At 65.9% G+C, this 22,552-nt stretch carries 22 protein-coding genes and 1 tRNA gene; 11 read left to right on the top strand and 12 right to left on the bottom strand.

Going from position 1 to position 22,552, the window contains the following annotated elements; all coding sequences use genetic code 11:
* Position 1: 1 nt before the first annotated feature.
* Positions 2–88, bottom strand: a tRNA-Leu gene (locus ACYCUK_RS15305).
* Between the two features lie 160 nt (positions 89–248).
* Between ACYCUK_RS15305 and ACYCUK_RS15300 the strand changes: the two genes are divergently transcribed.
* Positions 249–1,085 (top strand): squalene/phytoene synthase family protein, encoded by an 837-nt coding sequence (locus ACYCUK_RS15300; protein ID WP_461595565.1) that lies wholly within the window; start codon positions 249–251, stop codon positions 1,083–1,085.
* A 76-nt stretch (positions 1,086–1,161) separates the two neighbouring features.
* Here ACYCUK_RS15300 and ACYCUK_RS15295 read toward each other — a convergent pair whose 3' ends face one another.
* The 3 genes from ACYCUK_RS15295 to ACYCUK_RS15285 are packed head-to-tail and all read right to left on the bottom strand — an operon-like array spanning position 1,162 to position 4,453.
* Positions 1,162–3,183, bottom strand: a complete 2,022-nt coding sequence (locus ACYCUK_RS15295) for an acetoacetate--CoA ligase (protein WP_461595564.1) — start codon at positions 3,181–3,183, stop codon at positions 1,162–1,164.
* A 46-nt stretch (positions 3,184–3,229) separates the two neighbouring features.
* Entirely contained in the window at positions 3,230–3,652 is a 423-nt protein-coding gene (locus tag ACYCUK_RS15290) for an acyl-CoA thioesterase (protein ID WP_461595563.1), read from the bottom strand.
* An 18-nt stretch (positions 3,653–3,670) separates the two neighbouring features.
* Complete coding sequence (locus ACYCUK_RS15285) at positions 3,671–4,453, bottom strand: SDR family oxidoreductase (protein ID WP_461595562.1); 783 nt, start codon at positions 4,451–4,453, stop codon at positions 3,671–3,673.
* A 201-nt stretch (positions 4,454–4,654) separates the two neighbouring features.
* On the opposite strand from ACYCUK_RS15285, the gene moaA reads away from it, so the two are divergent.
* The 4 genes from moaA to ACYCUK_RS15265 all read left to right on the top strand — a co-directional run bounded on the left by moaA (position 4,655) and on the right by ACYCUK_RS15265 (position 8,459).
* Entirely contained in the window at positions 4,655–5,791 is a 1,137-nt protein-coding gene (gene moaA / locus ACYCUK_RS15280) for a GTP 3',8-cyclase MoaA (RefSeq protein WP_461595570.1), read from the top strand.
* Between the two features lie 94 nt (positions 5,792–5,885).
* Positions 5,886–6,509: a molybdenum cofactor guanylyltransferase MobA gene (gene mobA, locus ACYCUK_RS15275; protein WP_461595561.1), complete on the top strand. Its 624-nt coding sequence runs from the start codon at positions 5,886–5,888 to the stop codon at positions 6,507–6,509.
* Positions 6,510–6,518: 9 nt separating this feature from the next.
* A complete protein-coding gene (gene moeA / locus ACYCUK_RS15270; RefSeq protein ID WP_461595560.1) occupies positions 6,519–7,829 on the top strand; it encodes a molybdopterin molybdotransferase MoeA in 1,311 nt (436 codons plus the stop codon).
* 216 nt (positions 7,830–8,045) lie between these two features.
* Complete coding sequence (locus ACYCUK_RS15265) at positions 8,046–8,459, top strand: PIN domain-containing protein (RefSeq protein ID WP_461595569.1); 414 nt, start codon at positions 8,046–8,048, stop codon at positions 8,457–8,459.
* Between the two features lie 59 nt (positions 8,460–8,518).
* Here ACYCUK_RS15265 and ACYCUK_RS15260 read toward each other — a convergent pair whose 3' ends face one another.
* Positions 8,519–8,962: a hypothetical protein gene (locus ACYCUK_RS15260; RefSeq protein ID WP_461595559.1), complete on the bottom strand. Its 444-nt coding sequence runs from the start codon at positions 8,960–8,962 to the stop codon at positions 8,519–8,521.
* Positions 8,963–9,305: 343 nt separating this feature from the next.
* Here ACYCUK_RS15260 and asnB point away from each other — a divergent pair, with 343 nt between their 5' ends.
* The 6 genes from asnB (at position 9,306) to ACYCUK_RS15230 (ending at position 16,415) form a co-directional block, all read left to right on the top strand.
* Positions 9,306–11,291 (top strand): asparagine synthase (glutamine-hydrolyzing), encoded by a 1,986-nt coding sequence (gene asnB, locus ACYCUK_RS15255; protein ID WP_461595558.1) that lies wholly within the window; start codon positions 9,306–9,308, stop codon positions 11,289–11,291.
* Positions 11,292–11,386: 95 nt separating this feature from the next.
* A complete protein-coding gene (locus tag ACYCUK_RS15250; protein ID WP_461595557.1) occupies positions 11,387–12,940 on the top strand; it encodes a class I adenylate-forming enzyme family protein in 1,554 nt (517 codons plus the stop codon).
* Between the two features lie 47 nt (positions 12,941–12,987).
* Positions 12,988–13,251 (top strand): acyl carrier protein, encoded by a 264-nt coding sequence (locus ACYCUK_RS15245; protein ID WP_461595556.1) that lies wholly within the window; start codon positions 12,988–12,990, stop codon positions 13,249–13,251.
* Positions 13,248–14,279, top strand: a complete 1,032-nt coding sequence (nadE, locus tag ACYCUK_RS15240) for an NAD(+) synthase (protein WP_461595555.1) — start codon at positions 13,248–13,250, stop codon at positions 14,277–14,279. The genes ACYCUK_RS15245 and nadE overlap by 4 nt, the downstream gene beginning before the upstream one ends.
* Positions 14,276–15,271 (top strand): peptide chain release factor N(5)-glutamine methyltransferase, encoded by a 996-nt coding sequence (gene prmC, locus ACYCUK_RS15235; protein ID WP_461595554.1) that lies wholly within the window; start codon positions 14,276–14,278, stop codon positions 15,269–15,271. Before nadE ends, prmC begins: the two co-directional genes overlap by 4 nt.
* A complete protein-coding gene (locus ACYCUK_RS15230; protein WP_461595553.1) occupies positions 15,264–16,415 on the top strand; it encodes a GNAT family N-acetyltransferase in 1,152 nt (383 codons plus the stop codon). Before prmC ends, ACYCUK_RS15230 begins: the two co-directional genes overlap by 8 nt.
* A 31-nt stretch (positions 16,416–16,446) precedes the next feature.
* Here ACYCUK_RS15230 and fdx read toward each other — a convergent pair whose 3' ends face one another.
* From fdx to iscR, 7 genes are read right to left on the bottom strand one after another with little or no spacing between them, the layout of a single operon-like run.
* Positions 16,447–16,779, bottom strand: coding sequence for an ISC system 2Fe-2S type ferredoxin (gene fdx, locus ACYCUK_RS15225; protein WP_112486052.1), 333 nt, complete (start codon positions 16,777–16,779; stop codon positions 16,447–16,449).
* A gap of 4 nt (positions 16,780–16,783) precedes the next feature.
* Positions 16,784–18,688 carry a Fe-S protein assembly chaperone HscA gene (gene hscA / locus ACYCUK_RS15220; protein ID WP_461595552.1) on the bottom strand — a complete coding sequence of 635 codons (1,905 nt, stop codon included), beginning with the start codon at positions 18,686–18,688 and terminating at the stop codon, positions 16,784–16,786.
* A 41-nt stretch (positions 18,689–18,729) separates the two neighbouring features.
* The gene (gene hscB, locus ACYCUK_RS15215) at positions 18,730–19,359 is read right to left on the bottom strand and encodes a Fe-S protein assembly co-chaperone HscB (RefSeq protein ID WP_461595551.1); all 630 of its coding nucleotides are present in this window, start codon (positions 19,357–19,359) and stop codon (positions 18,730–18,732) included.
* A 35-nt stretch (positions 19,360–19,394) separates the two neighbouring features.
* Positions 19,395–19,718: an iron-sulfur cluster assembly protein IscA gene (gene iscA / locus ACYCUK_RS15210; RefSeq protein WP_112486049.1), complete on the bottom strand. Its 324-nt coding sequence runs from the start codon at positions 19,716–19,718 to the stop codon at positions 19,395–19,397.
* Positions 19,719–19,742: 24 nt separating this feature from the next.
* Entirely contained in the window at positions 19,743–20,171 is a 429-nt protein-coding gene (iscU, locus tag ACYCUK_RS15205) for a Fe-S cluster assembly scaffold IscU (RefSeq protein ID WP_112486048.1), read from the bottom strand.
* Between the two features lie 26 nt (positions 20,172–20,197).
* On the bottom strand, positions 20,198–21,418 hold the full coding sequence (locus tag ACYCUK_RS15200; RefSeq protein WP_461595550.1) for an IscS subfamily cysteine desulfurase: 1,221 nt from the start codon (positions 21,416–21,418) through the stop codon (positions 20,198–20,200).
* A gap of 51 nt (positions 21,419–21,469) precedes the next feature.
* The gene (gene iscR / locus ACYCUK_RS15195; protein ID WP_461595549.1) at positions 21,470–22,006 is read right to left on the bottom strand and encodes a Fe-S cluster assembly transcriptional regulator IscR; all 537 of its coding nucleotides are present in this window, start codon (positions 22,004–22,006) and stop codon (positions 21,470–21,472) included.
* Between the last annotated feature and the right edge of the window lie 546 nt (positions 22,007–22,552).

Genomic DNA, 22,552 nt, shown 5'->3' with positions numbered 1-22,552 from the left:
GTGGTGCGAGGGGGGGGACTCGAACCCCCACGCCGGTGAAGGCGTCAGGACCTAAACCTGGTGCGTCTACCAATTTCGCCACCCTCGCAGGAACCAGGCGCAACATGCCTGCACGCTTGCGAACTGCGGCCATCGCCATCGCAAGCCGGGTGCAAGACTGCATTGCGCCATCGGCAAACGCTCTATTTTATCCTCTGGCCTGCGCGGGCCTTCGCACGAAGCAACCCACCCCACAGCCATGAGACCCCATGCAGCCTGAAAATCCACCCGCAACGGGTTTCGCCCCACGCGGCACGTCGTGGTACTACGCCACGCTGCAGCTTCCGCCAGCGCAACGCCAGCCTCTGCTCGCGCTGCAAGCGTGGTGGCGGGCCGTGCGCAGCATTCCCCACGGCGTGACGGACGCTGGCGTGGCGGCTGCCAAGCTGGCCTGGTGGGAAGTGCAGATCGGTCAATGTCGGGACGGGCGGCCCGATCACCCCCTGCTGCTGACCTTGCAACCGGCACTGAAAGCGGCTGATGTGCCACCCGAACCCATGCTGCAGGCGCTGGCGCAGGTTGAGGAGGTGTTGCGGCAAAACCGCTGGCTGGACTGGCAGGGACTGCAGCGCCACCTCGGCGACGGACCCGGCCAGGTGGCCCGTGTCGTCTGCCTGCTCGCTGGGCAGAGCGCCACCCCGGCGCTCGATTACGCGCAAGCGCTGGGCGCGGCCCTGGCCCAGGTGAACCTGGTGCGCGACGTCGGGCGCGACCTGCGCCGAGGCTTGATCTTCCTGCCTGTGGACGCCTTGGCCACGCATGAGGTGAAGGCACGCCAGTTGCTGGACGGCACGGATTCACCGCAAGTGCGCGCGCTGCTGCGCGACGCCGCCACACGCGCCCAGGCCGCGCTGGTGACGGCCGATGCGCTGCGCCCGAAGGGCATGGGCATGGCTGCTCGGCCCGCCGTGGCACTGTCCAGGATGGCGCATGCCTTGCTACGCGAAATGGAGCGCGAAGACTACGACCTGCTGGGGCAACGCATCGACCTCACGCCCACGCGCAAGCTGTGGTCGGCGTGGCGGGCGAAGTCGGCGGTGCGCTGAGATCAGCCTGGGTTGCATCGGGCTGCAACCCAGACAGCAAGCCACGAATCGGGCCGCCCATCAGGCCGATCCCAAGTCAGGACGCTTCCAACTCGCTCTTGAGCTGGCGGTATTCGTCCAGTGCATCCGGGTTGGCCAGGGCGGTGAGGTTTTTCACCGGCTCGCCGTGCACCAGATTGCGCACCGCCAGCTCCACAATCTTGTTGCTCTTGGTGCGGGGAATGTCGTGCACCTGCACCACGCGGGCGGGAACGTGGCGTGGCGTGGTGTTGTTGCGAATGGCCAGCTTGATGCGGTTGATGAGCGCCTCGTCCAACTCCAGGCCCTCGCGCAGCTTGACGAACAGCACCACGCGCACGTCGTTGTAGGTGCCGGGCGGCCAGTTCTGGCCGATGACCAGGGACTCCACCACCTCCGGCAGTTGCTCCACCTGGCGATAGATTTCCGCCGTGCCGATGCGCACCCCACCCGGGTTGAGCGTGGCGTCGGAGCGGCCATAGATGATGTAGCCATGGTGCGCCGTGCGCTCGATGTAGTCGCCGTGGTGCCACACCCCGGGCATGCGGGTGAAGTAGGCGTCCATGTATTTGCTGCGTCCCTTGTCCATGCTGCCGTCCACCAGGAAGCCCAGTGGCATGGTGGGAAAGGGCTGGGTGCAGACCAGCTCGCCCTTTTGCCCATCGGGCAGGGGCTTGCCGTCTTCGTCGAACACGGCCACGGCCATGCCCAAGGCCGCTGCCTGGATCTCGCCGCGCCACACCGGATGGGTCGGGGTGCCGAGGGTGAAGCAACTCACCAGATCGGTGCCGCCGGAAATGGAACTCAGGCAGACATTGCGCTTGATGCGCTGGTACACCGTGTCGAAACCCTCGGCCACCAGCGGCGAGCCGGTGGAAAACACGCTGCGCAAGGCGCTGAGCTGATGGGTTTTGATCGGCTCCAGCCCGGCCTTGTCCATGGCCTCGATGAACTTGGCCGACGTGCCGAAATGCGTCATGCCGACCGCGTCGGCGTAGTCGAACAGGATGTTGCCGCCAGCCGCGAATGGCGAGCCGTCGTAGAGGCACAGCGTCGCGCTTTGCGTGAGGGCCGAGACCAGCCAGTTCCACATCATCCAGCCGCAAGTGGTGAAGTAGAAGACGCGGTCGCCGGTGTGCACATCGGCATGCAGGCGCATTTCGCTCAGGTGCTTGAGCAGCACGCCACCGGCACGGTGCACGATGCACTTGGGCACACCCGTGGTGCCGCTGGAATACAGGATGTAGAGCGGGTGGTCGAAAGGCAGTTGCACGAAGCGCACCTCGCCGCCGGCAAAAAGCGCCAGTGCTTCGGCCCACAACTCGGCCTTGGGGATGGCGGCCAAGTCGGTGCGTGCGCCCAGCGCTTGGGCCACATAGGGCACGATGAGCACGGCTTGCAGGCTTTCCAGCCGGGGTACGGCCTCGGCCAGTTTGTCGCGCACGTCCACGGTCTTGCCGGCGTAGAAATAACCGTCGCAAGCCACCAGCACTTTCGGCTGCACTTGGCCAAAGCGGTCGATCAGGCCCTGAGCGCCGAAATCGGGCGAGGCCGAGGTGAACACCGCCCCCAGGCTGCTCGCCGCGAGCATGGTGATGATGGCTTCGGGCAGATTGGGCAGATAGGCCGCGACGCGGTCGCCCGGACCCACGCCCTGCGCCGCCAGCCATTGCTGCATGCGCGAGACTTCGGCGTGCAGTTGCCGCCAGCTCAGTTCGCGCCGCACCTTGTCTTCGCCCCAGAACAGGATGGCGGTGAGGTCATCCTTGCGGCGCAGCAGGTTCTGCGCGAAATTGAGCCTGGCGTCGGGGAAGAAACGGGCGTCGGGCATGCTGTCGGCCGGCAGGTAAACCCGCTCGCCGCGATGCTCGGCTTTCACGTCGGAGCTATCCCAGACCGCGCCCCAGAAGTCACCCAGGTTGTGGATGGACCATTGCCACAGGGCTTCGTAGTCCGCCAGTTGCAGACCGTGTCGCTGGTTGACGAACTGGCGAAACGCCGTGACATGCGCCGCGGCGATGCGTTCGGGGCTGGGCTGCCAGAGCGGCTGGTTTTGCTCGAGCGTGCGCGGTGCGTTCATGCTGTCTCCTCCAACAAGGGTTTCGCAGGCTTGGGCCCGCTGCTCATCAGTTCGCAATCAGCCGCCGCAGTTCCTCGGGCAGCGGCGCGCTTTTGCGCAGGGCATGGTCGATCCACACCGTCTTGGCGCCGCCGCTGGCGTAGAGCGTCGTGGCGTCGTCGGTGCGGCGCAGTTCATAGAAGGTGTCGAAGCTGCTGCGCCCGGGGTTGGCGACGAACATGCTGACCCGCACATCGCCCGGGTGGCGCAGTTCCTGGTGAAAATTGCAAAAGGCGTTGACGATGACCGGCCCCTGCCCTTGCGGCGCAGCGCCCATGTCCAGGCTGCTCAGCCAGTCCAGCCGGGCAATTTCCATGTAGCGGAAGTACACCGTGTTGTTGACATGGCCCATCACGTCCATATCGCCCCAGCGTATGGGAACGACGACGTCGAAAACAGGCCGCTTGCGCTCGGGCAGATCGAGATGCATTGCTCGGTCGTGTCGGTCTCAGACGCCGAAGCCGTCATCGGCGGCAATCACCGCGCCGTTGACGAAGTGGCTCTGGCCGCTGGCCAGCATCAACAGCACGCCGTCCAGGTCTTCGGGTTTGCCCACACGCTTGCGCGGCAGCATGTCGATGAGTTTCTGGCCGGCTTCGGTGGCCCAGTGGCCGTGGTTGATCTCGGTGTCAATGTAGCCGGGGCAGATGGCGTTGGTGTTGATGCCGTAGCGCCCCCACTCCAGCGCCATGGCGCGCGTCATGTGCACCACGGCGGCCTTGCTCATGGCGTACACGCCAATCTGCGGCAGCACGCGCAACCCGGCCATGGAAGCGATGTTGATGATGCGCCCGCCCGCCCAGGTGCCCGGCGCCGCGCCCTTGGAACGGGCGATCATGCGCTTGGCCACTTCCTGCGCGACGAAGAAGGCGCCGCGCGTGTTGGTGTCGAACATGCGATCGTAATCGTCGGGCGAAATCTCGCTGAGCTTGCGCGCCACGGACATGCCCGAGTTGTTGACCAGGATGTCGATATTGCCCATCTCGGTCTCGGCATGGGCCACCGCCGCGCCGATGCTGCCGGTGTCGGTCACGTCCAGCTTCACCACATGGGCATCGCCACCCTCGGCCTCGATGTGGGCACGCAACTCCTTCAGCCGCTCGGTGCGCCGCCCCGCCAGGACCACGCCGGCGCCAGCTTGCGCCAGCACGCGGGCAAACTGCCAGCCAAGGCCGCTGGAGGCGCCGGTCACCAGCGCCACGCGGCCGGATAAGTCGATGGAATATGCCATGTCTCTCTTCTGTGGATGTTCTGTGGATGTTCTGTCAACGGGCAGGCCTGAACCGCACTTGCGGCGCCGGTCACGGCATCCAGCCATAGTACGAGCGATGCCGCGTCGCAACAACGCCGCGATGCTGCCCAGCGCCACGCGCAGCGTGCGGGCATGGCGCTCGCAACCCTCAGGCAGACGGTCTTTGCCGATAATGTCGATATGTCCGAGCGAACCATTCCCATCGTCGATCACCGCTACGCCTCCAGCGTGCCGACCGTTCCCGCGCACTCCCTCGCGCCCGGTGCCCTGCTGGCCGACAAGCTGGGCCGGCCGCTGCACGATCTGCGTATCTCCATCACCGATCGCTGCAATTTCCGCTGCACCTATTGCATGCCCAAAGAGGTGTTCGACGCGCATTACGAATTCCTGCGCCACGCCGATCTGCTGCGCTTCGAGGAAATCGAGCGCCTGGCGCGCGTGTTCGTCGGCTTGGGCGTGCGCAAGCTGCGCATCACCGGCGGTGAGCCGCTGCTGCGCAAGGGCGTGGAGGACCTGGTGGCCATGCTCGCCGCCATCCGCACGCCGGACGGCGAGCCGGTGGAACTGACCATGACCACCAACGCCTCCATCCTCGCGCGCAAGGCCGAAGCACTGGCGCGGGCCGGTTTGCACCGCGTGACCGTGAGCCTGGACGCCATTGACGACGCCGTCTTCCGCCGCATGAACGATATGGACTTTCCGGTGCAAACCGTGCTGGAAGGCATCGCCGCGGCGCAGGCCGCCGGACTGCATCCGGTGAAGGTGAACATGGTGGTGCAGCGCGGTGTGAACGACGACCAGATTCTGCCCATGATCGAGCATTTCCGCGGCAGCGGCGTCGTGCTGCGCTTCATCGAATTCATGGACGTGGGCAACACCAACGGCTGGCGCATGGATCAGGTGCTGCCCTCGGCCGAGTTGCTGGCGCGCATTGCCCAGCGCCACCCGCTGCACGCGCTCGACCCCACCGTGCTGGGCGAAACCGCCGAGCGCTGGCTGCTGGACGACGGCAGCCTTGAAATTGGCGCCATCTCCAGCGTCACCCAGGCCTTTTGCCACGACTGCAACCGCGCCCGCTTGTCGATGGAAGGCAAGCTCTACCTTTGCCTCTTCGCCAGCCACGGCCACGACCTGCGCGCCCTGCTGCGCGGCAACGCGCAGCAGGGCATACAACAGGCGAGCGACGCCGACTTGCAGGCCGCCCTCGCCCAAGTCTGGAGCCGGCGTGACGATCGCTATTCCGAGTTGCGCGGCAGCGCCGCAGCCCAGGCCCAGCGCGCCGAGCGCCGGGTGGAGATGTCCTATATCGGCGGTTGAATGCAGCGCGGCGCCGGTTGTCTCGTCTTGACGTTCGTGAAATCCCGCCCGCGCCACGCGAACCCCATGCACCCACCCGCAACCTGAGCCCACCATGCCCGAAACCCTTGCACCGGATGCCATCACCGGCCTCATTCTTGCTGGCGGGCGTGGCTCGCGCATGGGTGGCAGCGACAAGGGCCTGCAACCCTTTCGCGGCCTGCCACTGGCCATGCACGCGCTGCTGCGCCTGCAGACCCAGGTGGACATGGTGATGATCAACGCCAACCGCAATCTTGCCGCCTACGAGGCCTTCGGCATTCCGGTCTGGCCCGACGCCGACCCGCTGGCCTATGCCGGACCACTGGCCGGCTTCGCCACCGGGCTGACGCATTGCGACACCCCCTGGCTGCTCACCGTGCCCTGCGACTGCCCGCTGTTCCCGCTCGACCTGGCCCAGCGCCTGGGGCAAGGCGCGGTTGACGCATCGGCCGAGGTGGCGATGGCGTGCGTGGGCGGACGCACCCAGCCCGTGTTCTGCCTGCTGCGCGCCGATCTGCTGGAAAGCCTGACGCGTTTTCTCGATGGCGGCGGCAGCAAGATCGACGCCTGGACCGCCACCCTGCACACCGTGGAAGTCGATTTCGACCATCCCGGCGATTTCGAGAACGTCAATTCCCTGCCCGAACTGCGCGCGCTGGAACAGGCCGCTCCCTCCCCGGCTCCAACCGTCCGCTAAAGCCACGCCATGCCAGCTTCCTCCAGCGCCCTGCCTCCCCCCGATCTCGCCCAGGTCGTCAGTTGCGTCAGCGGCTACGACCCCAAGGCCCTGCCGGTGGACAAGGTGCAGGAAGTCATCCGCCGTTTCGTGCAGCCCGTGCGCGTGGCCGAGCGCGTGGACCTGCGCGCCACGCTCGGCCGGGTGCTGGCCGAAGACGTCATCGCGCCGATGGACGTTCCCGCCCACAACAACTCCGGCATGGACGGCTACGCCTTGCGCTCCGGCGACCTCGGCGCCGATGGCGCAGCAACCCTGCGCATCGCCGGCACCGGTCTGGCCGGGCATGAGTTCAGCGGCGACGTTCCCGCGGGAAGCTGCCTGCGCATCATGACCGGCGCCGTGCTGCCCGCCGGCTGCGACACCGTCGTGCCGCAAGAGTTCTGCCGCGTCGAGGGTGAACTGATCCACATCCCCGCCGGCGTGCTCAAACGCGGCGACAACGCCCGCATGCGCGGCGAAGACCTGCGCGCCGGCCAGCCCGCGCTGCTGGCCGGCAAGCTCCTGCGTCCGGCCGACATCGGGCTCATCGCCTCGCTCGGCCAAGCCGAGGTCATGGTGTGGCGCCGCCTGCGCGTGGCCTTTCTGTCCAGTGGCGACGAACTCCGCTCCATCGGCCAGCCGCTGAGTGAGGGCTGCGTCTACGACAGCAACCGCTACACCCTCTGGGCCATGCTGCAGCGCCTGGGCTGCGACGTGCTCGACCTCGGCGTGGTGCGCGACGACCCCGCGCTGCTCGAAGCCGCGCTGCGCCAGGCCTGCGAAAACGCCGACGCCGTCATCACCTCCGGCGGCGTCAGCGTCGGCGAGGCCGACCACCTGCGCAGCGTCATGGCCGCGCTCGGTGACGTGGCGTTCTGGCGCATCGCCATGCGCCCCGGCCGCCCGATGGCCTTCGGCAGCATCGCCAGCCACGGCCACCGTGCCGTGCTGTTCGGCCTGCCCGGCAACCCCGTGGCGGTGATGGTCACCTTCTACGCCTTCGTCCGCGACGCCCTGCTGCACATGATGGGCGCGCCCGTCAAGCCCCTGCCCTTGCTGCCGGTCGCGGCACAAACCACCCTGCGCAAACGCCCCGGCCGCACCGAATACCAACGCGCCGTGCTCACCCCCCTGCCTGACCAACCCGGCCGCTACAGCGCCCGCACCACCGGCGACCAGGGCTCCGGCATCCTGCGCTCCATGAGCGAGGCCGACGGCTTCATCGTCCTGCATCACGAACAAGGCAGCGTGCAGGCGGGCGAAATGGTGGATTTTTTACCGTTCGAAGGGCTGGTGTAAGCGTCTTCCAATTGCATCTGGAATCCGCGACACACGTCAGCAACGCGGTGCCGAGGCTGCCGTGCTGGTGCCTACCGAAGCGTGGCGCCGACTTCAAACAGCGGCTCGACCCTCCCTCAAAGAGTTGCTGATGTCGCAACAAGCGCGCACCGATCTTCTTGTTCCCGCCAGGGGGCGAGTCCACAGACGCCCTCCCTCCGTGTTGCGGTGAGCGCGATGTACTTGCTGGACACGAATGTCGTCTCGGAACTGCGCAAGCCCAAGCCGCACGGTGCCGTGCTCCAGTGGATGCAAGAAGTCTCAGACGCTGACCTGCGCATCCCGGCGGTCACGATCGGTGAAATTCAAGCAGGGATCGAACTCACGCGCGGGCAAGACGAACCGAAGGCCGCAGAGCTTGAGCAGTGGCTGGAACTCGTCGCGCGTTCCTCCAGCGCCATCCCCATGGACGCCGCAGCGTTCAGGGTTTGGGCACGTCTGATGCGTCGAGCTTCCGACACGCTCTATGAAGACGCCGTGATTGCCGCAACGGCCAAGGTCCACAAGTTCACCGTCGTCACGCGCAACGTGACAGATTTCAAGCACTTCGGGGTGAATGTGTTGAACCCATTTCTTTCGGCCCGGAAGTGACGCGCGGCGATGCACTCCCGGAAACCCGCTTGCTAGCGACCTGAATTTGCGGCCACAACTCAAAAAATCTTGTTGATCAAGTCCTCGCCCAGGCCGATGCCGGCGCCCATTTCCATGGCTTGGCCGAAGCCGGAGCCGAGGAAGCCGCTGAGGGTGCCCATCAGCCCGCCGCCTGCGGGCCGGCCGTAGGCGGGGGCCATGGCGCCCTGGCCCATGCCTTGGGGCATGTAGCCGGGCTGGGACGCGGCGGACATGGGCTGCAGTTGGTTTTGCTGGTTCTGCCACATGGCATGGATGGCTTGCAGCAACTGGTTCATCTGCTGTTGCTGGGCCTGCACGGCCAGAGCGACTTCACGCAGGTCGAGCAGCCATTCGCGGGCGTTGGTGTTGCCGCCTTGCGCGGCGGTTTGCAGCTTGCCGGCCAGTGCCTGCAGCTCCTGCGCAATGGTCTGGTCCTGGGCTTGAAGTTGCTGGTAGTTCTGGTCGATGGTTTGGAGATCCATGGTGCTTGCGTTTCGGTGATGGAAGGATGCAGGGATTGTGGTGCCGGATGGGTGCACGACAAGGCATGGGCGGGGTAAGGAAAGGTAAAACCGGCGGCGAGAGTTTGCCGCGATGCCGCCGGGGCGGATGCCACGACAGCCGCGAATGAGGGATGCCGGCGCGGCCGGCCGCGGCCTAAGATGCCCTGCGATCCGAACCCCGCGAGGCGCTGCCCTCGTCGCATCCGCTTTCAAGGAAACGCAGGGCAGCCCCAAGTTTCCTTGACCCCCACGGGGGGCGGGTCGGCGAGCCGACCCTGGGGCATTCCTCAACATCAGCCCAAAGCGAAAGGCCCTGGCGCGCATGTGTGGCATTGCAGGCATTCTGGATTGGCGGCATGCGCCCGACCCGGCCGAGGTGCGGGCCATGACGCAGCGCCTGCATCACCGTGGCCCGGATGCGAGCGGCATCCACCATGAAGGCCCGATTGCGCTGGGCCATGCGCGCCTGAGCATCATCGACCTCGAAGGCGGCGCGCAGCCCATGGCGAATGCCGAACGCCAGCTGTGGCTCACGTTCAACGGCGAAATCTTCAACCATGTGGAACTGCGGCGCAGCCTGCAAGCGCGTGGCCGCCGCTTCGCCACGCGCTCGGACACCGAAGTCATTCTTCACGCCTATGCGGAATATGGCGACGCCTGCGTCGAGCACCTGAACGGCCAGTTCGCTTTCGCGCTGTGGGATGCCCGCCGCCAACGCCTGCTGCTGGCGCGCGACCGCGTGGGCATACGCCCGCTGTTTTTCACCCAGCTTGGTGGACCCATGGGCGGCCGCTTCGCCTTTGCCTCGGAGGTGAAGGCGCTGTTCGCGCTGCCGGAGGTACCGCGCAGGCTTGACGTCCAGGCGCTGGGCGAAATTTTCACCACCTGGGCGCCGCTGTCGCCGCATGCGGTGTTCGCCGGCGTGCAGAGTTTGGGGCCGGGCGAGTGCATGGCGGTGGACGCGCAGGGCTCGCGTACCTGGCGTTACTGGGACTGGAGCTTTCCAGCGCAAGGCGCTGAATCTGCCGAGCCCTACGCCCATGCGGACGAAGCCGCGGAGGCGCTGCGCGAGTTGCTGATCGACTGCGTGCGCCTGCAACTGCGCGCCGACGTGCCGGTGGGCGCCTACCTCAGCGGCGGGCTGGATTCGTCGGTCATCACCACCCTCATCCACCACCACACCAGCACCCCGCTGCGCACCTTTTCCCTCACCTTCGACGACGCCGAGTTCGACGAGAGCGCCGAGCAGCGCCTGCTGGTGGGCCACCTGGGCTGCGAGCACAGCACCCTGCACTGCACCCGGGCTGACATTGCCGCAGCTTTTCCGCTGGCCGTATTCCATGCCGAATCGCCCATCCTGCGCACCGCGCCGGCACCGCTGATGCTGCTGGCCGGGCATGTGCGCGACAGCGGCTACAAAGTGGTGCTCACCGGCGAAGGCGCGGACGAAGTGTTTGGCGGCTACGACTTGTTCAAGGAGGCGCGGGTGCGTCGCTTCATGGCGCGGCAGCCGCAGTCCGCCTGGCGCGGCGCGCTGCTGGAGCGGCTCTATCCCTATCTGCAGCATTCCCCCGCGGCCGGCCGCGCGCTGGCGCAGCGCTTTTTTGCCGATGGCGCCGAACATCTGGGCCGGCCCGGCTTCGGCCACCTGCCCCGCTGGACCACGACGCAGCGCACCTGGCAGTTTTTCTCGCCCGCCGTGCGCGCCGAACTGGGGGGGTGGAACGCGCTGCAAGCCATCGCCAGCCAGGTGCCGCCCGAGTTCGCGCACTGGCAGGCGCTGCAGCAAGACCAGTACATCGAGGCCCACACCCTGATGAGCGGCTACCTGCTGTGCTCGCAGGGCGACCGCATGGCCATGGCGCATTCCATCGAGGGCCGTTTTCCGTTTCTGGACCACCGCCTCATCGCCTTCGCCAACCGGCTGCCGCCGCGCTACAAGCTCATGGGCCTGACCGAGAAATGGCTGCTCAAACGCGCCATGCGCGGCCTGCTGCCCGAGACCCTGCGCACCCGCACCAAGCAACCCTACCGCGCCCCCGACAGCCAGAGTTTTTTCGAGCAAGGCAAGCCGGTGGATTACGCCGCCGAACTGATGAGCCCGGGCGCCATTGCCGATGCCGGCTATTTCGACCCCGCTGCGGTGAGCAAGCTGTTCGCCAAATGCCAGGCCGGGCGGGCCATCGGCTTTGCCGACAACATGGCTTTCGTCGGCGTGCTGTCCACGATGCTGCTGCATCAACAGTTTGTTGCCCCGCCATCACCCACCCCGCAAGCGCGGGAGGCCCGGCTGGCGGCCTTCCCGTAAGCTCGTTTGCGTTCTGTCTCGCGCACTCAAGCATCTCACTCACGGCACGACCGGGTTCCCCTTTCCCTCATCACTGTTCCAGCGTTGCCCAAACCGTGCTGCTCCACGACTTTTTCGCCACCACCGCAGTTCGCCTTCCCGCCAAAACCGCGCTCGTGCGTGAAGGCCGGCGCAGCAGCTATGCCGACATCGCCGCGCAGGCCGAGGCACTGGCACTCAGCCTGCACCAGCACGGCATTCGTCGCGGCGACCGCGTGGCGCTGTTTCTCGACAACTCCGAAGAGATGGTCGCAGCCGTGTTCGCGGTGCTGCAAGTGGGCGCGGTGTTCATGCCGATCAACACCCTGACCAAGGCCGACAAGCTGGCCTACATGTTGAACGACGCCCAAGCCAGCGGCCTGGTGACGCAAACCGCGCTGGCCAGCGTTGCACGCGAAGCCCTGGCGCACGCGCCCAGCGTGCACCGCTGCTGGATGGTGGGCGACGAAACGCCAAGCGGCGAAGCAAACGCCGCCATCGGCCACGCCGCGCGCCTGCCCTACCCCGCGCCACGGCCTTCGGACACATCGCTGCCCAAGCTGGACGCTGCTGTGATCGACCAAGACCTGGCCGCCATCATCTACACCTCCGGCTCCACCGGCCACCCCAAGGGCGTGATGCTCACGCACCTGAACATGGTGGCGGCGCAACAGTCCGTGAGCCTGTACCTCGGCCTGCGCGAGGACGACATCATCGCCTGCGCCCTGCCGCTGGCGTTCGACTATGGGCTCTACCAGGTGCTGATGGCGTTCAAGCTTGGTGCCACCGTGGTGCTGGAACGCTCGTTCACCTATCCGGTGAAGGTGTTGCAGACCATGGCGCACGAAGGCGTCACGGTGTTCCCCGGCGTACCCACCATGTTCGCGCTGCTCACCGCGCTGGACAACATGGCCGACTTCGACCTCTCCCGCCTGCGCCTGATCACCAACACCGCCGCCGCCTTGCCCGAGGCGCATATCCGCCGCATTCGCGCGCTGTTCCCGCAAGCCACGCTGTACTCCATGTATGGCCTGACCGAATGCAAGCGCGTCACGTATCTGCCGCCCGATCAGCTCGACATTCGCCCCACCAGCGTGGGGCGTGGCATGCCTAATGAAGAAGTTTGGCTGGTGGATGAGGCTGGACACCGCCTGCCCAACGGCAGCACCGGCGAGTTGGTCATACGCGGCAGCCATGTCATGCGCGGCTACTGGAACAAGCCTGCTGAGACCGCCGAGCGCCTGCGACCCGGGCCGCTTGCGGATGAGATGGTGCTGTACTCGGGCGACGTGTTTCGCACCGACGCCGAGGGCTGGCTGTACTTCGTTGGCCGCAAGGACGACATCATCAAAAGCCGCGGCGAGAAGGTCAGCCCGCGTGAGGTGGAAAACGTGCTGCACGAGTTGCCGGGCGTGCTGGAAGTGGCCGTGGTCGGGGTGGACGACACCCTGCTCGGCCAGGCGGTGAAGGCCTTCGTCGTGCTGGCGCCGGGGCGCGCCTACACCGAGCGCGACATCATCAAGCACTGCCATGCGCGGCTGGAAAACTTCATGGTGCCAAAATGGGTGGAGTTCGCCGCCAGCCTGCCCCGCACCGATACCGGCAAGATCAGAAAAACGGGGATGCGCTGAGACCGATCCCCGTTTCTCCAGACCCAAAAATCAACGCAGGGAACACCATGTCCACTACCAAGTACCAGGTTCGACGCTACATCAATGACAACTTCATCATGGGCTCGGGCGGCACACCGTTCACCGACGCCGATTCCCTGCTCGACCTGCACATCGTCGACTCCACCGGCATCCTCGAACTCATCCTGTTCCTGGAAGAGACGTTCGGCATCCAGGTGCTGGACGCCGAAATGGTGCCCGAGAATCTCGACAGCCTGAACGCCATCGAGGCCTACGTGCAGCGCAAGCACCAGGCCAAGGTCGCGGCGTGAGCGCAACAATCCAAGCTGCCACGGCGCCGAACCCCGCGGTACCGCTGACCCCCGCCGTGTTCGCGCTCGACTGCGCGGCCGAGGTCGAACGCATCGGCCAGCATCTGCGCACCAGCCTGGCGGCCATGCGCAAGCGCGGCGTGGTGCTGGGCCTGTCGGGCGGGGTGGACAGCTCCGTCTGCGCGGCCTTGGCGGTGCACGCGCTGGGACCGGGGAAGGTGCAGGGCCTGCTCATGCCGGAGCAGGACTCCAGCCCCGACAGCGCCGATCTGGGCGCAGCCGTCGCAACCCAGCTCGGCCTGCGCTGCGCCACCGAGAACATTGCCCCCGCGCTCGCTGCCATCGGGTGCTACCGCTGGCGCGACGACGCCATCCGCACCCTGTTCCCTGATTATGACGACGCCTGGAAAAGCAAGATCGCGATTGCCGGTGGCTCGGCCGGCAAGGTGCATTTCTTCGACCTCGTCGTGCAGGCGCCCAACGGCCCGGAGCAGCGCGCGCGCCTGCCGCTGCGCGAGTATCTGCAAATCGTCGCGGCCACCAGCTTCAAGCAGCGCATCCGTAAAACCGTGGAATATTTTCATGCCGACCGGCTGAACTACGCCGTGCTGGGCACGCCCAACCGGCTGGAATACGACCAGGGCTTTTTCGTCAAGAACGGCGACGGCGCAGCCGACATCAAACCCATCGCCCATCTCTACAAAACCCAGGTCTACGCCCTCGCCCGCCACCTCGGCCTGCCAGCGGCCGTGTGCAATGCCGCCCCTACCACCGACACCTACAGCCTGCCCCAGAGCCAGGACGAGTTCTACTTCGCCCTGCCCCATGCGCACATGGACCTGGCGCTGTGGGCCCACAACCATCGACGTCCTGCCGCCGAACTCGCCGCGGCCCTCGGCTTGAGCGAGGAGCGCGCTGCAAGCATCTACACCGAAATCGAAGCCAAGCGCCGTGGCACCCGCTATCTGCACCTGCGCCCGCAACTGGTGGAAGCGGTGGCGGAGGTCTGCCCCGAGGATGCGCCTTGAACACGAGGCAACTCCCCACCGCCACCAATCCGGCGAACCATCGCCATGACGCTGTCCTGCTTGGCGCGGACTACACCGAGCGCTTGCATCACCTCGAACAAGCCTTGTCCACCCTGCCCGACAAGCCCGAGGAAACGCCCAACTCCTGCCTGCGTGCGCTGTGGCACATGGCCGGCGGTTCCGCCTTGTCCGTTGCGGCAGCGCACGACCAAGCCCTGCCTGCGCTGGACGCCGCGCAACTGACCGCGCTCGATGCGCTGATTGCCCGCCGCCTGCAAGGCGTGCCTGTGGCTTACCTCACCGGCTGCCAGCGTTTCATGGGACTGGATTTGCTCGCCGGGCCCGAGGCGCTGATTCCGCGCCGCGAGACCGAAATGCTCGGCGTTGCAGCGCTCGCCAAGTTGCGCGAGATGGCGCCATGGCGCGGTGCGGCGCAAGTCATCGATGTGTGCTGCGGCTCGGGCAATCTGGCCTTGGCGCTGGCTGCGGCTGAACCCATGGCGACCGTCCATGGCGCCGATCTCTCGGCCGAGGCCATCGCGCTGGCTGGCAGGAATGTGGCGCTGCAGGAACTGGGAGAACGCGTCGCGCTGCATACCGGCGACCTGCTGGCCCCGTTCCATGCCCCGGAGTTTCAAGGCCACATCGACTTGATCGTGTCCGCCCCGCCCTATATCTCCACCGCCAAGCTCGACACCATGCCGGCGGAAATCATCGGCCACGAACCGGCCCTGGCTTTCGACGGCGGTCCGTTCGGCGTGAGCATTCTGATGCGCCTGATGCGCGAATCTCCGGCGCTGCTGCGCGCCGGCGGCTGGCTGGGCATCGAAGTCGGCCTGGGGCAAGGCTCGGCGATGCAGCAGATGCTGCGCAAGAACGCCAGCTTCGACGCGGTGGAAACCGTGTGTGACGCCAGTGGCCAGATTCGCGTGCTGCTCGCAAGGAAGCGCGACATGGCCACGGCCAATGCCAACGCCAACGATCGTGGCTAGCGCGCCCGAGCAAGCCAGCTACCGGGTCGAGCCTGCCGATCTCGACAAAGACGCAGCGCAGATCGTCGCGCTCTGGTCGTTCAATCTCGGCCATGCCGAGCGCAGGCAAGTCAAGCTCGACTGGTTCTATCGCAACAATCCGGCGGGCGTCCCTCAGGTCTTGTTGCTCAAGCATGGGCAGAGCGTGGAGCCCATCGGCACCGTCGGTCTGGGCGCCCGCATCCTGCGCTGCGGGCCGCATTCGGTGCGGGCCGGGCTCATGGCGGACTTCGCCGTGAACACCCAGCATCGCACCCTGTTCCCGGCACTGACCCTCCAACGCGCGGTGCTGGAGCGGGGCCTGGCAAGGCATGAACTGCTGTACGGTTTCCCCAATGCCAAGTCCCTGCCCGTGGTCAAACGCGCCGGCTTCGACGTTGCTGGCGGCCTGAGCCGCTATGTGCGCGTGCTGCACACGCAGGACTATTTGCCGAATTGGCTTCCGAGATGGCTGCGGCGCAGCCTCGGTGGCGTGTTGGATATCGCCTTGCGACTGCGCCACGGGCTGCTGCCCAGGCTGCTGCTGCGGGAGCATTTGCATGCTGCGTGGCTGGATCAAGCCGACGCGCGTTTCGACAGCTTGTGGGCCGAGCAGCAGGTGGACAACGCAGGGGTCATCGGCGTGCGCGACTGCGCCTTTCTCAACTGGCGCTTCCGTTCCACCGCGCTGCATCGCTACCGCATTTTCACCATCGGCAGCGCAGCGTCCGAGCGCCCCCGGAAGTCCGCAAGCGGAACTGCGCCAGCAGCTCCGAGGACATTTGGAATCGACCCGACGCTTCCCGGCGGCAAGTTGCTCGGCTATGCCGTGTGCGAAGCCGATGGCGCATCGCTGCATGTGCGCGACTTGCTCGCGGCAAACCCAGCGTCGCAACATCTCCCGGCCTTGCTGCGCATGCTCATGCGTGACGCGCGCCGGCAAGGCTATCGCAGCGTCTCGCTGGAATTCATGGGGCCGGCGAAACTGGTCACGCTCTTGCTGCGCGCCGGGCTACGCGAGCGCGAACATCGATCCCAGCCCTTGATTCTCGCCATGACCGCGCCCATGCGCGCCGTCATGCAGGACCGCCCCTGGTATCTCACCCGGGCCGACGTCGACGCCTGACATCGACGCCCGGGCAGAAGACGGCAGCAGGCTATTCCTTGGCGTGGTTGATCGAGTATTTGGGAATCTCGATGGTCACGTCCTGATCGCTCAGGATGGCCTGGCAGGACAGGCGCGAGGTGGGCTCCAGGCCCCAGGCGCGGTCCAGCAGATCGTCCTCGCTCTCGTCGGTTTCGCCCAGCGATGCATAGCCCTGACGCACGATGACGTGGCAGGTGGTGCAGGCGCAGGACATTTCACAGGCATGCTCGATGGGAATGCCATGCTCCAGCAAGGCTTCGCACACGGATGTGCCACGCCCGGCCTCGACCTTGGCGCCTTGCGGGCAGTATTCGTGATGCGGCAGGATGGTGATGATGGGCATGGGCTCAACGCTCGGAAGGGTTTGCTGCCGCCGCAGACGGCGTGGCGTCTGCCAGGCTGGCGATGCTGCGTCCAGTCAACGCCGCGCGAATGCTGCGGTTCATGCGCAGTGCGGCAAAGGGTTCGGTGATGCGCGCCAGGTGTTCGGTGGCGGCGCGGATGGCGAGATGGTCGTCGCCGCGTGCGATCTGCGCCAAGGCGGCCATGGCCGCGTGAATGCGGTCGCGCTCATCGGCACCCAGCAAATCGGCGTCGGCCTGCATCGCGTTGCGGGCCGCGTCGAGCATGCGTTCGGCGTCCACCCGCTCCTCGTGCAGCACGCGCTGCGCGGCATCGAGATCGGCCGCGGCGAAGCTGGCTTGCAGCATGTCGGCAATCTGCGTGTCGCTCAAACCGTAGCTGGGTTTGACGTCCACCTGCGCCTGCACGCCGGTACTCTGCTCGCGCGCGCTCACCTCCAGCAGGCCGTCGGCGTCCACTTGAAACGTGACGAGAATGCGGGCGGCGCCGGCCGTCATCGGTGGAATGCCGCGCAGCTCGAAGCGCGCCAGCGAGCGGCAATCGGCCACCAGTTCGCGCTCGCCCTGCACCACATGGATGGACATGGCCGTCTGCCCGTCCTTGAAGGTGGTGAACTCCTGCGCCCGCGCGGTGGGGATGGTGGTGTTGCGCGGAATGATGCGCTCCACCAGCCCGCCCATGGTTTCCAGCCCCAGCGACAGCGGAATGACGTCGAGCAGCAGTGGATCGTCGTCACTGTGATTGCCGGCCAGCGCGTGCGCTTGGCGCGCGGCGCCGATGGCCACGATCTCGTCGGGATTCAGGTTGACCAGGGGCTCGTGGCCGAAATAGCGCCGCACGGCATCGCGCACCACCGGCATGCGGGTGGAACCGCCCACGAGCACGATGCCGGCAATGTCCTCCGGCGCGACCTGCGCGTCGGCCAGCACATTCGCCAGCAAGGTGATGGTGCGTTGCGTGAGCGCCTGCGTGCAGCTGGCGAATGCCTCCTGGCTGACGGTCTGGTCGATGTGCTGGCCCGGCCGGAGTTCGGCCTGCACCCGCACCATGTCCTGGCTGCTCAGCAACTCCTTGGCGCTGCGCGCGGCTTGCAGCAAGGCGCTGCGCGCCCTGGCATCCAGTTCGCCCAGGCCGGCGTGCTGCGCCAAGGCGAACGCGAACAGGCGGTCGTAGTCGTCGCCGCCCAGCGCGGTATCGCCGCCGGTGGCCATGACCTCGAACACGCCCTGGGTCAGGCGCAACACCGACACATCGAAAGTCCCGCCGCCGAGGTCGTACACGGCGTACACGCCTTCGGCCGCCTGGTCGAGGCCATAGGCCACGGCGGCGGCGGTGGGCTCGTTGATCAAGCGCAGCACGTTCAGCCCGGCGACGCGGGCGGCGTCTTTCGTCGCCTGGCGCTGGGCGTCGTCGAAATACGCCGGAACGGTGATGACTGCACCCACCAGCTCGCTGCCCAGTGCCGTCTCGGCACGCTGCTTCAGCACCCGCAGAATGTCGGCCGAGACATCGACCGGCGTCTTCAGGCCTTGCGCGGTGCGCATCGCCACGACCCCTGGCTGCTCGGCAAACCGGTAGGGCAGGTGCAGCTCCGTGCCGAGGTCGGCGAGGCTGCGGCCCATCAAGCGCTTGGCCGAGACGATGGTGTTGTGCGGATCGTCGACCTTCGCAGCCAGCGCGTCCCAGCCAACGATGGGCTCATCCTGCGGCAGGTAGCGCACCGCCGAAGGCAACAACACCCGGCCTTGCGCGTCGGGCAGGCATTCCGCCACGCCACTGCGCACGACGGCGACGAGCGAATGCGTGGTGCCAAGGTCGATACCGACCGCCACGCGGAGCTGGTGCGGGTCGGGTGACTGACCGGGTTCGGAGATGTGGAGCAGAGCCATGCGGCGAAGAGTGCGTTGGAACGCACGGTTGATGGCAGCGCTCAGGCTGCCGGATGGGTGGGATGCGTGGGATGGGCGGGGTGTGGAGCTTGGCTGGCGGCGCGCATGGCGAGCGGACCGAGGTCTTGCCGGAACCTGTCGATGAACATGAGCACGCGCACCTGCTCGGCCGCCTCAAGCGCAGCCCGCGCCTGTTCGTCTTGCGAGGCGTCGTCCAGCAGCACGGTGAGTTGCGCCAGGACCCGGCTGCGAGCCTGCTCGACCGTTTGCAGCAGGTCATGGATGGCCGCGGCATCGCCGGCCTCGCGCGCTTCGTCGAGCGCTTCGCGCCACTGCATCTGCTGCATCAGGAATGCCGTGGGCATCGCCGTGTTGCGCTCGGCATGGATGGCGGCACCGCGCAGCTCACACAGATAAGCGGCGCGCAGCTGCGGATCTTTCAGCGTGCGGTAGGCCGTGTTCACCTGGGTGGACCATTGCATGGCCAGGCGTTTCTCCGCAGCAGGCGCGCCGGCAAAACGGTCGGGATGCACGGCGGCCTGGATCTGGCGCCAGGCCTGGGTCAAGGCCGCGCCATCGAGCGCGAAGCGCTGCGGCAGGCCGAAGAGGGTGAAGTGGTCTTGGGTGAAATCGGCGTGGCCTTGCGCCTGGGGCATTGCAGCAGTGGGCATGCGTGAGTCTGGATGCGAGGCCGTGGATGCAAGGGTCAAACCCGGAAGGATTCGCCGCAACCGCAACGATCGCGCTCGTTGGGGTTGTTGAACTTGAAGCCTTGCTGCAGACCTTCGCGCACGAAGTCGAGTTCGGTCCCATCGAGATAACTCAGGCTCTTGGTGTCGATCAACACCTTGACGCCATGGCTCTCGAACACCTGATCGTCCGAGGTGACGGCATCGGCATATTCCAGCTTGTACGCCAGGCCGGAACAGCCGGTGGTCTTGACCCCCAGACGCACGCCCACGCCCTTGCCGCGCTGAACCAGGTAGTTCTGCACATGCTTGGCGGCTTTTTCGCTCAGCGTGATCGACATGTCATTTCTCCGTTCAAAGCGCGCTCAGGCAAGCTCGGCTCGTGCAGGCTCTGCGGAACCTGTCGCAGACGCATGGCCCAGGCGCGATTGGTAATCTTTCACCGCCGCCTTGATGGCATCTTCGGCCAGGATGGAGCAGTGGATTTTCACCGGCGGCAGGGCCAGTTCCTCGGCAATTTGCGTGTTGCGAATTTGCATGGCGTCGTCCAGCGTCTTGCCCTTCACCCATTCGGTGACGAGCGAGGACGAGGCGATGGCCGAACCGCAACCGTAAGTCTTGAAGCGGGCGTCTTCGATGATGCCCTCGGCGTTGACCCTGATTTGCAGCTTCATCACGTCGCCGCAAGCCGGCGCGCCCACCATGCCGGTGCCCACCGTGGGGTCGTCCTTGGCAAAGGAGCCGACGTTGCGCGGGTTCTCGTAATGCTCGATGACTTTATCGCTGTAGGCCATGATGGTCTCCTGAGGCGGGCTGCGCCTTAGTGCGCCGCCCATTGAATGGTGCTGATGTCAATGCCGTCCTGGTGCATCTCCCACAGGGGAGAAAGCTCGCGCAGTTTGGCCACCTTCTCGTGCAGAATTTTCACGGCGTAGTCGATGTCTTCTTCCGTGGTGAAGCGGCCGATGGTCATGCGCAGCGAAGAGTGCGCCAGTTCGTCGCTGCGGCCCAGCGCCCGCAGCACATAAGAGGGTTCCAGACTGGCCGAAGTACAAGCCGAGCCGCTGGACACCGCAATGCCCTTGATCGCCATGATGAGCGACTCGCCTTCGACGAAGTTGAAACTGGCGTTGACGTTGTGCGGCACGCGGTGCTCGAGGTTGCCGTTGAAGTAGACCTCTTCGATGTCTTTCAGTCCGTTCAACAAGCGATTCTGCAACATGCGGATGCGCTCGATCTCGGTGCCCATTTCCAGCTTGGCGATGCGATAAGCCTCGCCCATGCCGACGATCTGGTGCGTGGGCAGCGTGCCGGAGCGCATGCCGCGCTCGTGCCCGCCGCCGTGCATTTGCGCCTCGATGCGCACCCGCGGCTTGCGCCGCACGAACAGCGCGCCGATGCCCTTCGGGCCGTAGGTCTTGTGCGAGGCCAGGCTCATCAGGTCGATGGGCCAGTTCTTCAGGTCGATGGTCACCTTGCCCGTGGCCTGCGCTGCGTCCACATGGAGAATGATGCCGCGTTCGCGGCAAATGGCACCGATCGCCTGCACGTCCTGGATGACGCCGATTTCGTTGTTCACCAACAGCACCGAGGCCAGGATGGTGTCCGGCCGCAGCGCCGCCTTGAAGCGCTCCAGGTCGAGCATGCCATCGGGCTGTACGTCGAGGTAGGTGACCTCGAAGCCCTGGCGTTCGAGTTCGCGACAGGTGTCGAGCGTGGCCTTGTGCTCGGTCTTCAGGGTGACGATGTGCTTGCCCCGCCCCTGGTAGAAATGCGCCGCGCCCTTCAGCGCCAGGTTGATGGACTCGGTTGCGCCCGAGGTCCAGACCAGTTCCTTGGCGTCGCAGTTGACGAGGTCAGCAACTTGGGCGCGCGCTTTTTCCACCGCGGCTTCAGCCTCCCAGCCCCAGGCGTGGCTGCGCGACGCCGGATTGCCGAAGTGCTCGCGCAGCCACGGAATCATGGCATCGACAACACGCGGATCGACCGGCGTGGTGGCGCCGTAATCCATGTAGATGGGAAAGTGGGGAGTGGTGGACATGGGTTGGCTCGTTGAAAAGTGAGTGACCCAGGCGCTTGGCCCGGTTCGGCCTCAGGTCATGGTCTGGGCGAGATTGAACACGGAATTCGCTGCCCGCACCTTCACCGGCTTGTTTGTCGGCATGGGCGATACGGGTTTGCGCACGACCGCCACTTCTTCGATGGTCACGCCTTGCGCCAGATTTTGGTCAACCATGGTTTTCAGGTTCACCGAATCGAGAAACTCGACCATGCGGGTGTTCAACGACGCCCACAGATCGTGGGTCATGCAACGGCCTTCGCCATCTTCGCCCTGGCAATTTTCCTTGCCGCCGCACTGCGTGGCATCCAGCGGCTCGTCCACGGCAATGATGACGTCGGCAATGCTGATCTCTTCGGGCTTGCGTGCCAGGCTGTAACCGCCGCCGGGGCCGCGAACCGACTCGACCAGTTCGTGCCGGCGCAGCTTGCCGAACAGTTGTTCGAGATAGGAGAGGGAGATATGTTGGCGCTGGCTGATGCTGGCCAGGGTCACGGGCCCGAGATGCTGACGCATGGCCACGTCGATCATGGCCGTCACTGCAAATCGCCCTTTTGTCGTCAGTCGCATGGTGAATCTCCAAGTGTGTGAGCGGATGGCCGCCGCAGTCGCCAAGCCGACTGCCACGCATCGCCTCTCAAGTCTGCCGCCGGTCGACCCTCGGGGAAAATCCCTGTCGGGCAAGGCCACCGCAAGCGGTGGTCTAGGGGCGCTCAATACCTGACGAATTCAGTAGGATTCTAGCAGAACCCCGAGCGAATCCGTCAACTACTAGGACATTTTGTCTAGGACGAAATTCCATGAGCGGCCTTATACGCCAAGCTCTTGCATAAGGTCAGAGTCGCACCAAAGCCCCAAGTTCCACTCGGGAATAGAGGTTTTCGCAAGCTGCTGTTTTGAATGCAATTTTTTGTGCCCTTCCATGGCCGCGGGCCGATCCAGGGTTTCCAAGGGTGCCGCATGCTGTGCCAGAGTCCAAGCCACCTAAAACTGTGAAAGCAATTTTCGACGAGAATCAAGAACAATTAACCTGAAATTTCGATGAGACTGACACTCCGACAACTCGACGTGATGGTGGCTATTGCCCGCAGCGGCAGTACCACCGAGGCTGGCAAA

This window comes from Thiomonas sp. (assembly GCF_054608695.1).
The sequence above is the reverse complement of the archived record's forward strand: the minus strand, read 5'-3'. Positions and strand labels throughout refer to the sequence as shown.

Bases quoted from the DNA above. Each gene is read 5' to 3' on its own strand.
- ACYCUK_RS15290 (WP_461595563.1), bottom strand. From the start codon at position 3,652: ATGCATCTCGATCTGCCCGAGCGCAAGCGGCCTGTTTTCGACGTCGTC.
- ACYCUK_RS15260 (WP_461595559.1), bottom strand. From the start codon at position 8,962: ATGGATCTCCAAACCATCGACCAGAACTACCAGCAACTTCAAGCCCAG.
- asnB (WP_461595558.1), top strand. From the start codon at position 9,306: ATGTGTGGCATTGCAGGCATTCTGGATTGGCGGCATGCGCCCGACCCG.
- iscU (WP_112486048.1), bottom strand. From the start codon at position 20,171: ATGGCCTACAGCGATAAAGTCATCGAGCATTACGAGAACCCGCGCAAC.
- ACYCUK_RS15300 (WP_461595565.1), top strand. From the start codon at position 249: ATGCAGCCTGAAAATCCACCCGCAACGGGTTTCGCCCCACGCGGCACG.
- ACYCUK_RS15285 (WP_461595562.1), bottom strand. From the start codon at position 4,453: ATGGCATATTCCATCGACTTATCCGGCCGCGTGGCGCTGGTGACCGGC.
- ACYCUK_RS15295 (WP_461595564.1), bottom strand. From the start codon at position 3,183: ATGAACGCACCGCGCACGCTCGAGCAAAACCAGCCGCTCTGGCAGCCC.
- hscA (WP_461595552.1), bottom strand. From the start codon at position 18,688: ATGGCTCTGCTCCACATCTCCGAACCCGGTCAGTCACCCGACCCGCAC.
- iscA (WP_112486049.1), bottom strand. From the start codon at position 19,718: ATGTCGATCACGCTGAGCGAAAAAGCCGCCAAGCATGTGCAGAACTAC.
- ACYCUK_RS15245 (WP_461595556.1), top strand. From the start codon at position 12,988: ATGTCCACTACCAAGTACCAGGTTCGACGCTACATCAATGACAACTTC.
- ACYCUK_RS15265 (WP_461595569.1), top strand. From the start codon at position 8,046: ATGTACTTGCTGGACACGAATGTCGTCTCGGAACTGCGCAAGCCCAAG.
- moeA (WP_461595560.1), top strand. From the start codon at position 6,519: ATGCCAGCTTCCTCCAGCGCCCTGCCTCCCCCCGATCTCGCCCAGGTC.
- moaA (WP_461595570.1), top strand. From the start codon at position 4,655: ATGTCCGAGCGAACCATTCCCATCGTCGATCACCGCTACGCCTCCAGC.
- mobA (WP_461595561.1), top strand. From the start codon at position 5,886: ATGCCCGAAACCCTTGCACCGGATGCCATCACCGGCCTCATTCTTGCT.
- fdx (WP_112486052.1), bottom strand. From the start codon at position 16,779: ATGCCCATCATCACCATCCTGCCGCATCACGAATACTGCCCGCAAGGC.
- ACYCUK_RS15200 (WP_461595550.1), bottom strand. From the start codon at position 21,418: ATGTCCACCACTCCCCACTTTCCCATCTACATGGATTACGGCGCCACC.
- iscR (WP_461595549.1), bottom strand. From the start codon at position 22,006: ATGCGACTGACGACAAAAGGGCGATTTGCAGTGACGGCCATGATCGAC.
- hscB (WP_461595551.1), bottom strand. From the start codon at position 19,359: ATGCCCACTGCTGCAATGCCCCAGGCGCAAGGCCACGCCGATTTCACC.